Origin of the sequence: Malikia sp. (genome assembly GCF_028687635.1) — a bacterium.
Classification (GTDB): domain Bacteria; phylum Pseudomonadota; class Gammaproteobacteria; order Burkholderiales; family Burkholderiaceae_C; genus Malikia.
Window position 1 is genome coordinate 1 of record NZ_JAQTZS010000041.1, and the last position, 13,076, is coordinate 13,076.

Annotated in this window: 14 protein-coding genes; 13 read left to right on the forward strand and 1 reads right to left on the reverse strand. The window is 65.3% G+C overall.

Going from position 1 to position 13,076, the window contains the following annotated elements:
- The first annotated feature begins 280 nt into the window (after window positions 1–280).
- From PHR85_RS14915 to PHR85_RS14975, 13 genes are all read left to right on the forward strand, one after another.
- Entirely contained in the window at window positions 281–628 is a 348-nt protein-coding gene (locus PHR85_RS14915; protein WP_300055910.1) for a transcriptional regulator, read from the forward strand.
- A gap of 13 nt (window positions 629–641) precedes the next feature.
- Window positions 642–779: a hypothetical protein gene (locus PHR85_RS14920; protein ID WP_300055912.1), complete on the forward strand. Its 138-nt coding sequence runs from the start codon at window positions 642–644 to the stop codon at window positions 777–779.
- A 4-nt stretch (window positions 780–783) separates the two neighbouring features.
- The gene (locus tag PHR85_RS14925) at window positions 784–1,305 is read left to right on the forward strand and encodes a zeta toxin family protein (protein ID WP_300055915.1); all 522 of its coding nucleotides are present in this window, start codon (window positions 784–786) and stop codon (window positions 1,303–1,305) included.
- Window positions 1,302–1,520: a hypothetical protein gene (locus PHR85_RS14930; protein ID WP_300055920.1), complete on the forward strand. Its 219-nt coding sequence runs from the start codon at window positions 1,302–1,304 to the stop codon at window positions 1,518–1,520. Before PHR85_RS14925 ends, PHR85_RS14930 begins: the two co-directional genes overlap by 4 nt.
- The gene (locus tag PHR85_RS14935) at window positions 1,517–1,639 is read left to right on the forward strand and encodes a hypothetical protein (RefSeq protein WP_300055923.1); all 123 of its coding nucleotides are present in this window, start codon (window positions 1,517–1,519) and stop codon (window positions 1,637–1,639) included. Before PHR85_RS14930 ends, PHR85_RS14935 begins: the two co-directional genes overlap by 4 nt.
- A 219-nt stretch (window positions 1,640–1,858) precedes the next feature.
- Window positions 1,859–2,623 carry a gamma-glutamyl-gamma-aminobutyrate hydrolase family protein gene (locus PHR85_RS14940; RefSeq protein WP_300055925.1) on the forward strand — a complete coding sequence of 255 codons (765 nt, stop codon included), beginning with the start codon at window positions 1,859–1,861 and terminating at the stop codon, window positions 2,621–2,623.
- Window positions 2,624–2,651: 28 nt separating this feature from the next.
- Entirely contained in the window at window positions 2,652–4,025 is a 1,374-nt protein-coding gene (locus PHR85_RS14945; protein ID WP_300055928.1) for a glutamine synthetase family protein, read from the forward strand.
- A gap of 40 nt (window positions 4,026–4,065) precedes the next feature.
- The gene (locus tag PHR85_RS14950; RefSeq protein ID WP_300055931.1) at window positions 4,066–5,457 is read left to right on the forward strand and encodes an aspartate aminotransferase family protein; all 1,392 of its coding nucleotides are present in this window, start codon (window positions 4,066–4,068) and stop codon (window positions 5,455–5,457) included.
- Between the two features lie 555 nt (window positions 5,458–6,012).
- Window positions 6,013–7,152, forward strand: a complete 1,140-nt coding sequence (locus PHR85_RS14955) for an extracellular solute-binding protein (RefSeq protein ID WP_300055934.1) — start codon at window positions 6,013–6,015, stop codon at window positions 7,150–7,152.
- A gap of 86 nt (window positions 7,153–7,238) precedes the next feature.
- Window positions 7,239–8,342, forward strand: a complete 1,104-nt coding sequence (locus PHR85_RS14960; RefSeq protein WP_300055937.1) for an ABC transporter ATP-binding protein — start codon at window positions 7,239–7,241, stop codon at window positions 8,340–8,342.
- An 11-nt stretch (window positions 8,343–8,353) separates the two neighbouring features.
- Window positions 8,354–9,265 carry an ABC transporter permease gene (locus PHR85_RS14965; RefSeq protein WP_300055940.1) on the forward strand — a complete coding sequence of 304 codons (912 nt, stop codon included), beginning with the start codon at window positions 8,354–8,356 and terminating at the stop codon, window positions 9,263–9,265.
- Window positions 9,266–9,278: 13 nt separating this feature from the next.
- Window positions 9,279–10,133: an ABC transporter permease gene (locus PHR85_RS14970; RefSeq protein ID WP_300055943.1), complete on the forward strand. Its 855-nt coding sequence runs from the start codon at window positions 9,279–9,281 to the stop codon at window positions 10,131–10,133.
- Window positions 10,134–10,220: 87 nt separating this feature from the next.
- Entirely contained in the window at window positions 10,221–11,699 is a 1,479-nt protein-coding gene (locus tag PHR85_RS14975) for an aldehyde dehydrogenase (RefSeq protein ID WP_300055946.1), read from the forward strand.
- A 34-nt stretch (window positions 11,700–11,733) separates the two neighbouring features.
- Here PHR85_RS14975 and PHR85_RS14980 read toward each other — a convergent pair whose 3' ends face one another.
- Window positions 11,734–12,870: an alkene reductase gene (locus PHR85_RS14980; protein WP_300055949.1), complete on the reverse strand. Its 1,137-nt coding sequence runs from the start codon at window positions 12,868–12,870 to the stop codon at window positions 11,734–11,736.
- Window positions 12,871–13,076: the final 206 nt, after the last annotated feature.

Here is a 13,076-nt window from a genome sequence, read left to right on the forward strand (position 1 = left end):
TGTCGAGTCGCTTGCCCATCCGTTTCCCTCGTCCTCATGACGCGGCACCTGCCGCACTGGGCAGGATTAGAACCGATGGCGGGCCAAAACAGGGGCATGGATCGAAAAATTTCTCAGGACTAACTTACTCCCATGATGTCCTAGTTTATATCCCCTAAACAGGGGAGGTCGCCGTCACTACTCAAGCAAGCTGCGATCACGTTCACTATGACGCCCTCACAGTAAAAATGCACCGGCCCCCATATCTCCCAAGCCATGCTGGCAAAATGGCAACACCAGCGTGGCCCGCGCACAGAACGACCCTGCCTTCGCACAGGCTCTGCTGGACGAGGCCATCACCCTGTTCATCAACGGCGAGCCCGATGCGGCCAAACGGGTCTTGCGTGACCTCGTCAACGCCAGCATCGGCTTCGAGGCGCTGGCCGGAGCCATCCACAAGCCGGCCAAGAGCCTGCACCGGATGCTGTCGCAGTCGGGCAATCCGACCATGAGCAACCTCTCGGCGGTCTTCGCGGCCATCCAGCGCGCGCTTAAGGTCGAGCGGTCCGGTGGCGACGACTGCGCGCGCACGGGCGGTGCGAACGAAGAACAACACCGCGATGGCCCGGCGCCGTCGCGTCAAGCTTGATTGGATAGGCTGAATGCCAACATTGAACTGGATCGGCAAGGACGCCGTCATCAAACATCACAAGGACGTGCCTTTCCGACTGCTGGAACCGGTGCCTGAACTGTCCTGCGGCGAGAACCACCGTCGTGACAGCGACGCGCTGGAGGTCTGACCCAATGGCAGAGCGCAAGATCATCATCATCGCCGGGCCAAATGGCGCGGGAAAAACCACGTTTGCCCGTGAATTCCTGCCCAACGAAGCCGGCTGCCCCAGGTTCCTGAACGCCGACCTGATCGCGGCTGGCTTGGCGCCGTTTGCACCGGAAAGCGCGGCCTTGCCGGCTGCGCGGCTGATGCTGGCAGAACTGGAGCGGCATTTTCAGGCAGGGCAAAGCTTCGCCTTCGAAACCACGCTGTCGGGGCGCACCTACCTGCGTCACATTGCCCGCTGGCGCGCAGCCGGGTACCGCGTGGAGCTGATTTTTCTCCGGCTCGCCAGCTCGGATGAGGCGGTGGCACGGGTGGCACAGCGTGTCAAACAAGGTGGACACCATATCCCTGAAGCCGTGATCCGCCGTCGCTTTGATGCCGGACTGGAAAACCTGACCCAGCATTACGCCCCTGTCGTGGATGCGTGGGCGCTGTATGACAACTCGGGCGAACAACCGATTTTGCTGAACTGGAGTGAAGCAGCATGACCCCTTCCCAACCGATTGAAACCGCGACCAATGCCGACCTGCGCGGCTCCTGGCTGGCCCTGCAACGTGCCGCCCTGCGCGCTCGACAGATCGCGGCGCAGACCGGGACTGCCGTGGTGGTGATGCGTAACGGGGTGCTGGAGCATGTCTATCCCCAGGCTGGTCAGGCCAGCAGCCTGCCGGACGCGGCTTCGGTGCACGGGAAACCGACATGACCGCCTTCGCGCCCAAGATCTACCAGCAGCAGGTGCTCGACAGCGTGGAAGCCTATTTCCAGGCTTGCCATGAACTGCCTCCGCCTTCGATCGCCTTCGAGGCAACTACCGGAGCATGATCGCAGATCAAAGACAAGCGCTGGAAGTAAATCAAGGAGAAGCTGAAATAAGCGATGCGATAACGGGGATAGCAAGCGCAAACTGATCCGCAGCTAACTTGCGCCACGGCCTGGGCGCAAACCCAATCACTGGCCTGCTTCGTGCTTATCCTGATGCCGCGATCCTTGCCTGCCTGGCATTTCCCAAGCAGAATGATCACAAATCAGGAGGATTGCAAGATGAAGCAGCCACCCTGCCTGGTCTGGCTGCCGGCCGACCACAGAACGCTGGGCCGGCACGCCACGCCCTATCTGCTGCTGGGCGACAAATACGCCCGCGCGGTCCGGGACTGCGCCCAGGCGCAGCCCGTGATGTTCCCGCTCGCCAAGGCCGACGATCTGCCCGGCTTGCTGGGCCTGGTCGATGGCGTGCTGCTGACGGGCTCCCCGTCCAACGTCCACCCCTCGCATTTCGACCAGCAGGTCCACGACCCCTTGCTGCCGCTCGACCCGGCGCGCGACACGCTGACGCTGGCCCTGGTGCGCGCCTGTGTCGAGGAAGGCGTTCCGCTGCTGGGCATCTGCCGTGGCTTCCAGGAAATCAACGTCGCGCTCGGCGGTAGCCTGCACCAGACGGTGCAGGCCGTCCCCGGTCTGATGGACCACCGCGAGGGCGGCGACACACCGGAGCAGGAATACGCCCCCAGCCACGAGATCCGGCTGGCACCCGGCAGCGCGATGGAACGCTGGGCTGGCGGGCCGGTCGCGCGGGTCAACTCGCTGCACGGCCAGGGCGTGGACCAGCTCGCGCCCGGACTGCGCGCCACGGCGCACGCGCCCGACGGCCTGGTCGAGGCCTTCGAGCTGGAAGGGGCGCGAGCCTTCGCCTGCGCGGTGCAGTGGCACCCCGAGTGGCGCTGCGCCGAACACCCCTTCTATGCCGCCATCCTGTCGGCCTTCGGTGACGCGGCGCGAATGCGCCAGGCGCGGCGCCTGGCCACATGAACACAAGAACCACCCAGCAGAGGCAGACATGAACAACCGCAAGGACGCTCCGCAGAACTACAACGAGCTGGAGCATTGGCTCAACCAGCGCCGCGTGACCGAGATCGAGTGCCTGGTACCCGACCTGACCGGGGTGGCGCGCGGCAAGATCCTGCCGCGCGAGAAGTTCACCGAGGACCGTGGCATGCGGCTGCCACAGGGCATCGTCGCGATGGGCGTGACCGGCGAATTCCCGCCCAGCGGCCCCTATTACGACGTGATCGCGCCGACCGACCACGACATGCAGTTGCGCCCCGACCCGGCGACGGTGCGCATCGTGCCCTGGGCCAGCGACCCGACCGCCCAGGTGATCCACGACTGCTTCGATCATGACGGCAAGTTGATTCCCTACGCGCCGCGCAGCGTGCTGCGCCATGTCTGCGGCCTCTACGAGAAGATGGGCCTGAGCCCGGTGGTCGCGCCCGAGCTTGAGTTCTACCTGACCGCGCGCAACACCGACTCCAACATGCCGCTGAAGGCGCCGGTGGGCCGCAGCGGCCGGGCCGAGACCTCGCGCCAGGCCTACAGCATCGACGCGGTCAACGAGTTCGACCCGCTGTTCGAGGACATCTATGACTACTGCCAGAAGATGGAGCTCAACGTCGACACCCTGATCCACGAGGTCGGCGCCGGCCAGATGGAGATCAACTTCTTCCACGGCGATCCGCTCAACCTGGCCGATGAGGTCTTCATGTTCAAGCGCACCGTGCGCGAGGCCGCGCTGCGCCACGACATGTACGCGACCTTCATGGCCAAGCCGATCGCGGGCGAGCCCGGCAGCGCGATGCATATCCACCAGAGCCTGGTCGACCTGGAGTCAGGCCACAACATCTTCAGCCAGGCCGATGGGTCGCCGTCGGAGGAGTTCTTCCATTTCATCGGCGGGCTGCAGCGCTACATCCCGGCCGCGATGGCGCTGGTCGCGCCCTATGTCAACAGCTACCGCCGGCTGGCGCGCCACACGGCGGCGCCGATCAACATCGAATGGGGCTACGACAACCGCACGGTCGGCATCCGCTCGCCGATCTCGGGTCCGCAGGCGCGCCGGGTCGAGAACCGCGTGATCGGCGCCGACGCCAACCCCTATGTCGCGCTGGCGATGACGCTGGCCTGCGGCTACCTGGGCCTGAAGAACAAGCTGCGACCGAAGCCCGAGATGCGTGGCGACGCCTACCTGTCGGCCTATTCGCTGCCACGCAGCCTGGGCGAGGCGCTCGACTGGCTGCGGCGCGAGACCGACCTGCACGAGGTGCTGGGCGAGGGCTTCATCACGGTCTACACCGAGATCAAGGAACTCGAATTCGAGGAGTTCATGAAGGTGATCTCGCCCTGGGAGCGCGAGCACCTGCTGCTGCATGTCTGATTCTTTCCACCTACTCCACAAATCGCCAGGAGACCCGTCCATGACCCATGAAACCCTGACCAGACAACCCTTGACCGCCGAGCTGCAGGCACTCGACAGCGCGCATTTCCTGCATCCCTTCACCGATCACCAGGGGCTGGCAAGGAAGGGCGCGCGCATCATCACCCGCGCCGACGGCATCCATGTCTGGGACAGCGAGGGGCACCAGATCCTGGACGCGATGAGCGGACTCTGGTGCGTCAACGCGGGCTACGGCCGGCGCGAACTGGCCGAGGCCGCCTACCGCCAGATGCTGGAACTGCCCTACTACAACAGCTTCTTCCAGACCACGACCGAACCGGCGGTGCGGCTGGCCGCGCGCCTGAGCGAGCTGGCGCCGCCGGTCGGCGGGCGGCGCTTCAGCCATGTGTTCTTCTCCAGCAGCGGCAGCGAGAGCAACGACACCAATGTGCGGCTGGTGCGGCGCTACTGGGACCTGCAGGGCCAGCCGCGGCGCAAGGTCATCATCAGCCGCATCAACGCCTACCACGGCAGCACGATGGCGGGCGCCTCGCTCGGCGGCATGAGCGGCATGCACGCGCAGGGCGACCTGCCGCTGCCCAACATCACCCATGTCCAGCAGCCCTACTGGTATGGCCTGGCCGAGCCGGGCGAGAGCCGGGATGATTTCGGCCTGCGCGCCGCGCGCTGGCTGGAGGACAAGATCCTGGAAGTCGGCCCGGACAAGGTCGGCGCCTTCATCGCCGAGCCGGTGCAGGGTGCCGGCGGCGTGATCATCCCGCCCGACAGCTACTGGCCCGAGGTGCAGCGCATCGTCGACCAGTACGGCATCCTGCTGATCGCCGACGAGGTGATCTGCGGCTTCGGCCGCCTGGGCCACTGGTTCGGCTACGAGAAGTTCGGCATCCGGCCCGACCTGGTGACCTTCGCCAAGGGCGTGACCAGCGGTTATCAGCCGCTGGGCGGCACGCTGATCAACGAACGCGTCGCGCAGGTGATGATCGAGCAGGGCGGCGAGTTCACCCACGGCTATACCTACAGCGGCCACCCGGTGGCCTGCGCGGTGGCACTGGCCAACCTCGACATCCTGGAGCGCGAGGACCTGCCGGGCCGGGTGCGTAACGACACGGGTCCCTATCTGGCGCAGCGCTTTGGCGAGCTGGCCGAGCACCCGCTGGTCGGCATCGCCGAGAGCTGCGGCTTCGTCGCCGGCCTGGCGCTGGTTCGGGACAAGGCGACACGCCAACCCTTCCCGGCCGAGCGGCAGGTCGGGATGATCTGCCGCAAGCACTGCTTCGACAACGGCCTGGTCATGCGCGCGGTCGGCGACCGCATGATCGTCGCGCCGCCGCTGATCATGAATCGTGAGCAGATCGACCAGATGATCGCGCTGATCCGGCTGGCGCTGGACCGCACGCTGGCCGAGTTGTGAATTTTTTTACATGCCAGATTAGAAATTTTGGCACCTGGATGAGCACCACTTTTGGTGCTTATTTTTTAGGCAATCGCGTTTCCGCAGCCTGTTGACAACCTTGTGGGTAAAAATTTAACAACTACCATGTTATCCACACGAAAGTTGGAATCGTAAAAGTTGTTATCTGTAAACCCACCCACAATTCAGGCCTTTCCAACAAACTTATACAATTCTTAAGCTATTGATAAACAATGGGATTGTGTACTTGTCCACAGAAATATGCTTCCCTCTACTACTACTACTATACTTAAAGAATAAAGAATAAGAGATAGAGAGAGAACTTCCACACGGGGGAAAACCACGGCAACAAGCCCCCTCCGGCTCGTCAGGCAAACCCGTCGGTATACCCCAGTGGGGTACCTCCACAGCTTTGGCATACCCCCGGTGTGCACGCAAAAAAGCTGAACCGGGCGCTCTCTTTGACTACAATGCGAGATGCTTGGCACGGGAAATGCAAGGCTTTGCCGGTCTGGCAATGGCTCGGACCATCGATCACATGGAGCAAGAAAAGTGATGCAAAAACGAGTTGTGCTGATGGCGGCCATCGCGGCTGCGGCGTTGATGGCCTGCGGCAAGCAAAAAGAGCCCGTGGCACAGGCTCCCGTGGCCACGCCGGTCGCGGCCGAGGATAAGGTCCTCAACATCTACAACTGGCCGGACTACATCCCCGAGGGCATGATCGCGGCCTTCGAGCAGGAAACCGGCATCAAGGTCAACTACGACACCTTCGAGACCAACGAGGCGCTGCACGCCAAGCTGGTCGCGGGCAGCACCGGCTACGACATCGTGGTGCCGGGCGCGGTGTTCGCCAAGCCGCAGATCGAAGGCGGCCTGCTGCAGCCGCTCGACAAGTCCAAGATCTCCAACCTGGGCAACCTCGACCCGGATGTCATGAAGATCCTCGACAAGGCCGATCCGGGCAACCAGCACCTGATTCCCTGGGGCTGGAGCTTCACCACCGTCGGCATCAACCGGACCCAGGTCGAGAAAGCCCTGGGCAAGACCCCGATGCCCGAAAACGCCTGGGACCTGGTGTTCAAGCCCGAGTACACCGCCAAGCTCAAGTCCTGCGGCATCGCCTACCTCGACTCGCCGACCGAGATCCTGCCGGCCGCGCTGCACTACATCGGCAAGGACGCCTACTCGAACGATCCGGCGGACTACAAGGCCGCGACCGAGATGCTCGGCAAGGTGCGCAAGGACATCCGCCTGTTCAGCGCGACCATGATCGACGATGTCGCGGGCGGCAAGGCCTGCGCGGTGGTCGGCTGGGCCGGCGACATCAACATCGCGGCCGGCCGCGCCAAGGAGAACGGCTCCACCGACGTGATCGAGGCCCTGCTGCCGAGCACGGGCGCCTTGAGCTTCTTCGACACCATCGCGATCACCAAGGACGCCAAGCACTCGCTCAACGCGCACAAGTTCATCGAGTTCTACCTGCGGCCTGAGAACGCGGCCAAGATGGCCAACGAGATGAACTACAACACCGGCAACAAGGCCGGCGTCGCGCTGGTCAAGCCCGAGATCGCGGGCAACAAGACCATCTTCGTCGAGTCGTCCTACCTGGGCAAGATGGTGCCGCCGAGCAGCTTCAGCAACGAGGCGCGCGAGGCCATGGCCAACGCCTACAACACCTTCAAGCAGGGCAAGTGACGCACCGGCGTCAGCCGGTGAAGCAGGGGCTGTTTGGCGCAAACAGCCCTTTTTCTTTGCAGTCCCAGCAACAGCGAAAGACCGTCATGGCAGACAAGGATGTGAAAGAGGGTTACCTGGTCACGGAGGACCTGGTCAAGCGCTTCGACGAGGCGATCGCGGTCGACGAGGTCAACCTGTCGATCCGCCAGGGCGAGATCTTCGCGCTGCTGGGCAGCTCGGGCTGCGGCAAGTCGACGCTGCTGCGCATGTTCGCCGGCTTCGAGAAACCGAGCGCGGGCCGCATCCTGCTCGGTGGCCAGGACGTGGCCGGCCTGGCGCCCTACGAGCGCCCGATCAACATGATGTTCCAGAGCTATGCGCTGTTTCCGCACCTGGACCTCTGGGAGAACGTGGCCTTCGGCCTCAAGCGCGAGGGGCTGCCGAAGGCCGAGATCAAGCGCCGCGTCGGCGAGATGCTGGAGCTGGTGCAGCTGACCCCCTATGCCAAGCGCAAGCCGCACCAGCTCTCGGGTGGCCAGCAGCAGCGCGTCGCGCTGGCGCGCAGCCTGGCCAAGCGCCCTAAGCTGCTGCTGCTCGACGAGCCGCTCGGCGCGCTCGACAAGAAGCTGCGCGAGCAGACCCAGTTCGAGCTGGTCAACATCATCGAGAGCGTCGGCGTGACCTGCGTGATGGTGACGCATGACCAGGAGGAGGCCATGAGCATGGCCAACCGGATCGCGGTCATGAGCAAGGGCCGCGTGCTGCAGGTCGGCAGCCCGAAGGAGATCTACGAGTTCCCCGCCAACCGCTTCGTCGCCGATTTCATCGGCAACGTCAACCTGTTCGATGGCAAGCTGAGCGTCGACGAGGCCGATCACTGCTCGATCACGACCGCGCTCGGCGAGATGCGGGTCGGCCATGGCATCAGCGGCACGCTCGGCATGCCGGTGACGCTGGCGGTGCGCCCGGAGAAGATCAGCATCGCCAAGCAGCGCCCGGCCGGGGTGGACCGCAACCTGTTCAGCGGCCGGGTCAAGGAGATCGCCTACTTCGGCAGCTTCAACACCTTCATCGTGGTCACGCCGGACGGCTCCAAGGTCAAGATCACCGAGCCCAATGGCTCGCGCCACGACCTGCTCGACCTCACCTGGGAGGACCCGGTCTTCTTCTGGTGGGATGACACCGACGGCGTCGCGCTGCGCGACTGAGGGAGCCCGCGATGAACCGCTTCCTGCGCCTGCTCGGGCGCGAGTTCGTGATCGGCGTGCCATTCACCTGGCTGGCCCTGTTCTTCTTGCTGCCGTTCCTGATCCTGCTCTACATCAGCTTCGTGGACATGGGCAACGACATCCACCCGTTCAAGCCGCTGTGGGACAGCGCGAGCGGGGTGGTCAACCTCAAGTACGAGAACTACGTCTCGATCTTTCGCGCCGAAGGCCGGGCGGCGTTCGACACGCTCTACCTCGAGGCCTATGGCAGATCGCTCAAGTACGCCTTCGCGACCGCGACGCTGTGCCTGGTGATCGGCTACCCCTTCGCCTACTTCATCGCGCGCGCCGACGCGCACCTGCGCCCGGCGCTGCTGATGATGGTGATGCTGCCGTTCTGGACCAGCTTCCTGCTGCGGGTCTACGCCTGGAAGGGCATCCTGGCCGACCAGGGCGTGGTCAACCAGCTGTTGCTGGCCTTCGGGCTGACGCCTGAGCCGGTCCAGATGCTCTACACCGATGTCTCGATGCTGGTCGGCATGACCTATGTCTACCTGCCCTTCATGGTGCTGCCGCTCTACGCCACCCTGGTCAAGCTAGACTACGGCCTGCTGGAAGCCGCCCACGACCTGGGTGCCACGCCCTGGAAGGCGTTCTGGCTGGTCACCGTGCCGCTGTCCAAGGCCGGCATCGTCGCGGGCTTCATGCTGGTCTTCATCCCTGCGGTTGGCGAGTTCGTGACGCCGTCCTTGCTGGGCGGCCCGGAGAACCTCATGATCGGCCGCGCGGTCTGGGACGAGATGTTCACCGCCAACAACTGGCCGCGTGCGTCCGCGCTGGCGGTGGTGATGATCGCGTCGGTCGTGGTGCCGCTGGCCTTGTACTACCGCCACCATGGCCGATCGGCCGAGTCACAGCATTGAGAGGGGCGGGGCGATGAAATTCCTCGAAAAGCATTTCGGCAAGGCCTGGTTGGTGCTGGTCTATGCCTTCCTCTACCTGCCGCTGCTGTTCATGATCGTGTTCTCGTTCAACAGCACGCGCCAGGACGCCCGCTTCACCGGCTTCTCGCTGCGCTGGTACGAGGCGCTGACGCGCGACAGCAAGATCGTCGAGGGCTTCTTCCTCTCGCTCAAGGTCGCCACCGTCACCGGCCTGCTGTCGGCCACGCTGGGCACCTTCGCGGCCTTCGTGCTGGTGCGCTATCGGCGCTTCTTCGGCCGCACGCTGTTTTCGGGCATGGTCAACGCGCCGCTGGTGATGCCCGAGGTGGTGATCGGCCTGTCGCTGCTGCTGCTGATGGTCGGCGCGCAGAACCTGCTGGGCTGGCCCGAGCGCGGCATGCTGACCATCATCTTCGGCCACACGCTGATGGGCATGGCCTACGCCATGGTGGTGGTGCAGTCGCGCCTGCTCGACATGGACCACAGCATCGAGGAAGCCGCGATGAACCTCGGCGCGCGCCCGCATCAGGTGTTCTTCCTGGTGACGCTGCCCAACATCTTCCAGGCCATCCTGGCGGCCTTCCTGCTGTCGTTCACGCTGTCCTTCGACGATGTGGTGATCTCGGAGTTCCTGTCCGGTCCCGGCGTCAACACGCTGCCGCAGGTGATCTTTGGCTACGCGCGGCGCGGCATCAACCCGACCATCTACGCGGCGGCGACCTTGCTGATCGCGACCGTGACCGTCGTGATCGTGAGCTACAGCGTCTGGGTCGCGCGCCGGACCCGCAGGCGCGAGCGCGAGATCGCCGCCGCCACGCGCGCCGAGCTGGCCGCGCTGGGGCGCTGAGGGCCAGTGCGAACGCCGGGTCGGGTGGATGGACCGGCGTTCGGGTTAAGCTGGGAGCCACAGGAGACTTCGCGAGAGCCAAACGCCATGACCGAATTCAAGATCCCGAACTTCGACGGCCGCGCGCTGATCGGTGGCCTGCGTGTCGCCGCGCTGGATGGCCAGACCTTTGACTGCATCTCGCCGGTCGACGGCCGCGTGATCGCCCAGGTCGCGCGCTGCGGCGCGGCCGACATCGATGTCGCGGTGGTGGCCGCGCGCGCCGCCTTCGAGAGCAAGCGCTGGGCCGCTCAGCCGCCGGCACAGCGCAAGCGCGTGCTGATCAAGCTGGCCGAGCTGCTGCTGGCGCACCGCGACGAGCTCGCGTTGACCGAATGCCTGGACATGGGCAAGCCGCTGCGCTTCGCGCGCAGCGTCGACGTGGCCGGCGCGGCCAACTGCATCCGCTGGTATGGCGAGGCGGTCGACAAGGTCTACGACGAGATCGCGCCGACGCCGGCCGATTCGCTGGCGCTGATCACGCGCGAGCCGCTTGGCGTGGTTGGCGTCATCGTGCCCTGGAACTACCCGCTGCTGATGGCGGCCTGGAAGATCGCGCCAGCGCTGGCGGCCGGCAACTCGGTGGTGCTCAAGCCGAGCGAGAAAAGCCCGCTGACCGCGCTGCGGCTGGCCGAGCTGGCGCTGGAGGCCGGCATCCCGCCCGGTGTCTTCAGCGTGGTGCCGGGCCATGGCCCCGAGGCCGGCAGCCCGCTCGCGCTGCACATGGATGTCGACTGCATCGCCTTCACCGGCTCGACCCGGATCGGCAAGCAGATCCATGTCATGGCCGGCCAGAGCAACCTCAAGCGCGCCTGGACCGAGCTCGGCGGCAAGTCGCCCAACATCGTGTTCGCTGATTGCCCGGATCTGGACCGCGCGGTCGAGGCCGCCGTCGGCAGCATCTTCTTCAACCAGGGCGAGAGCTGCAACGCGCCTTCGCGCCTGTTCGTCGAGGAGTCGATCAAGGACACCTTCCTGGAAAAGGCGCTGGCCATGGTGCCCAAGTACCAGCCGGGCGACCCGCTGGCCCCCGGCACGCTGATGGGCGCGGTGGTGGACCGCGTCCAGCTCGATACCGTGCTGGGCTATATCGAGTCCGGTCGGGAGCAGGGCGCGCGCCTGCTGACTGGCGGCGCTGCGGTCGAGCCGGTGGCGGGCGGCTGCTATGTGCAGCCGACCATCTTCGACGGCGTCACGAACGACATGAAGATTGCCCGCGAGGAGATCTTCGGCCCGGTGCTGAGCGTGCTGTCCTTCAGCGACGCCGCCGAGGCGGTGCGCCAGGCCAATGACAGCCTCTACGGCTTGCAGGCCGCCGTCTGGACCCGCGACCTCAACAAGGCGCATGGCGTGGCGCGCGCGTTGCGCGCTGGCACCGTGCATGTCAACCAGTACAACGACGACGACATCACCGTGCCGTTTGGCGGCTTCCGCCAGAGTGGCATCGGGCGCGACAAGTCGCTACACGCGTTCGACAAGTACACCGAACTCAAGACCACCTGGATCAAGCTGTCGAGCCCGTTCTGATGCCCGCAGGCGGCTGTTGGCCGCCGCGTGTTGTTCAGGCCAGGGTGGGGTAGTCGGTATAGCCCTTGGCCGCTTCGCCGCCACCGTAGAAGGTGTTGCGGTCGGGCTCGTTGAACGGGCCGCCCTGGCGCAGGCGTGCGGTCAGGTCGGGGTTGGCGATGAAGGCCTTGCCGAAGGCGATCAGGTCGGCCCCTTCGGCCAGCGACTGCTGGGCCAGCGCGAGGTCGTAGCCGTTGTTGACCATCCAGGCGCCACGGCCACCCGCGTTGCGGTAGGCGGCGCGCAGCGCAGCGTAGTCGAAGGGCTGGTAGTCGCGCGCGCCGCCAGTCTGACCTTCGATCAGGTGCAGGTAGGCCAGGCCCAGCGGGGCCAGTGCGCGCATCAGATGCTCGTGGATGGCCTGGGCTTGCGGGTCGCAGACCGCGCCGTTGCCTTCCATCACCGGCGACAGGCGCAGGCCGACGCGGTTGCCACCAATCGCGTCGCAGCAGGCGCGCACCACCTCGACCATCAGGCGGCAGCGGTTCTCGATCGAGCCGCCGTAGGCGTCGTCGCGCCGGTTGGATTCCTCGCGCAGGAACTGGTCGAGCAGGTAGCCGTTGGCGCCGTGGATCTCGATGCCGTCGAAGCCGGCCGCGATCGCGTTGCGCGCGCCCTGGGCAAAGCTCTCGATCACGCCGGCGATCTCATCAATGCTGAGTGCGCGCGGTTCCGAGCAGTCGACGAAGCCGCCGCTGCGCTGGCCGTTCTCGTCCTTGATCAGGTAGCACTTGGCGTTGGCGCGCACAGCCGACGGCGCCACCGGGGCCTGGCCGTTCGGCTGCAGCTCGACATGCGAGATGCGCCCGACATGCCAGATCTGCGCCACGATGTGGCCGCCCTGGGCGTGCACGGCGGCGGTCACCGGCTTCCAGGCTTCGACCTGTTCGGGGCTGTGCAGGCCGGGGGTGTCGGAGTAGCCGTGACCCTCGGCGCAGACCGGCGTGCCCTCGCTGATGATCAGGCCGGCGCCGGTGACCGGGTGGGCGCGCTGGCCGTAGTAGGTCGCCATGATCGGCGTGGGGATCTGGCCTGGCGCGCGGTTGCGCGTCAGCGGGGCCATCACGACGCGATTGGGCAGCTGCCAGGCACCGATGGTGACGGGATCGAACAGGGAGGGGCTGTTTTGCATGGATATTGCGTGTAAAGGTTGCGACAGCTTTCAAGTTTAGGCCGAGACCGTCTGGCGGGTGTCTGGCATGGCCTATTTCCCCAGGGCGATCGCGCTATGTTGAGTCTGGCGAGATTTGACCGAACAGGATCTGCTGGCGGTAGTCGAGGCTGGTGCCGGCGCGCATCTTGCGCCGGCGTATGCTCACGTTGCTGCTGTCGTTGTCG

Coding starts and splice junctions, on each gene's coding strand:
- PHR85_RS14955 (WP_300055934.1), top strand. CDS start 6,013: ATGCAAAAACGAGTTGTGCTGATGGCGGCCATCGCGGCTGCGGCGTTG.
- PHR85_RS14950 (WP_300055931.1), top strand. CDS start 4,066: ATGACCCATGAAACCCTGACCAGACAACCCTTGACCGCCGAGCTGCAG.
- PHR85_RS14980 (WP_300055949.1), bottom strand. CDS start 12,870: ATGCAAAACAGCCCCTCCCTGTTCGATCCCGTCACCATCGGTGCCTGG.
- PHR85_RS14970 (WP_300055943.1), top strand. CDS start 9,279: ATGAAATTCCTCGAAAAGCATTTCGGCAAGGCCTGGTTGGTGCTGGTC.
- PHR85_RS14960 (WP_300055937.1), top strand. CDS start 7,239: ATGGCAGACAAGGATGTGAAAGAGGGTTACCTGGTCACGGAGGACCTG.
- PHR85_RS14945 (WP_300055928.1), top strand. CDS start 2,652: ATGAACAACCGCAAGGACGCTCCGCAGAACTACAACGAGCTGGAGCAT.
- PHR85_RS14930 (WP_300055920.1), top strand. CDS start 1,302: ATGACCCCTTCCCAACCGATTGAAACCGCGACCAATGCCGACCTGCGC.
- PHR85_RS14925 (WP_300055915.1), top strand. CDS start 784: ATGGCAGAGCGCAAGATCATCATCATCGCCGGGCCAAATGGCGCGGGA.
- PHR85_RS14975 (WP_300055946.1), top strand. CDS start 10,221: ATGACCGAATTCAAGATCCCGAACTTCGACGGCCGCGCGCTGATCGGT.
- PHR85_RS14965 (WP_300055940.1), top strand. CDS start 8,354: ATGAACCGCTTCCTGCGCCTGCTCGGGCGCGAGTTCGTGATCGGCGTG.
- PHR85_RS14920 (WP_300055912.1), top strand. CDS start 642: ATGCCAACATTGAACTGGATCGGCAAGGACGCCGTCATCAAACATCAC.
- PHR85_RS14935 (WP_300055923.1), top strand. CDS start 1,517: ATGACCGCCTTCGCGCCCAAGATCTACCAGCAGCAGGTGCTCGACAGC.
- PHR85_RS14940 (WP_300055925.1), top strand. CDS start 1,859: ATGAAGCAGCCACCCTGCCTGGTCTGGCTGCCGGCCGACCACAGAACG.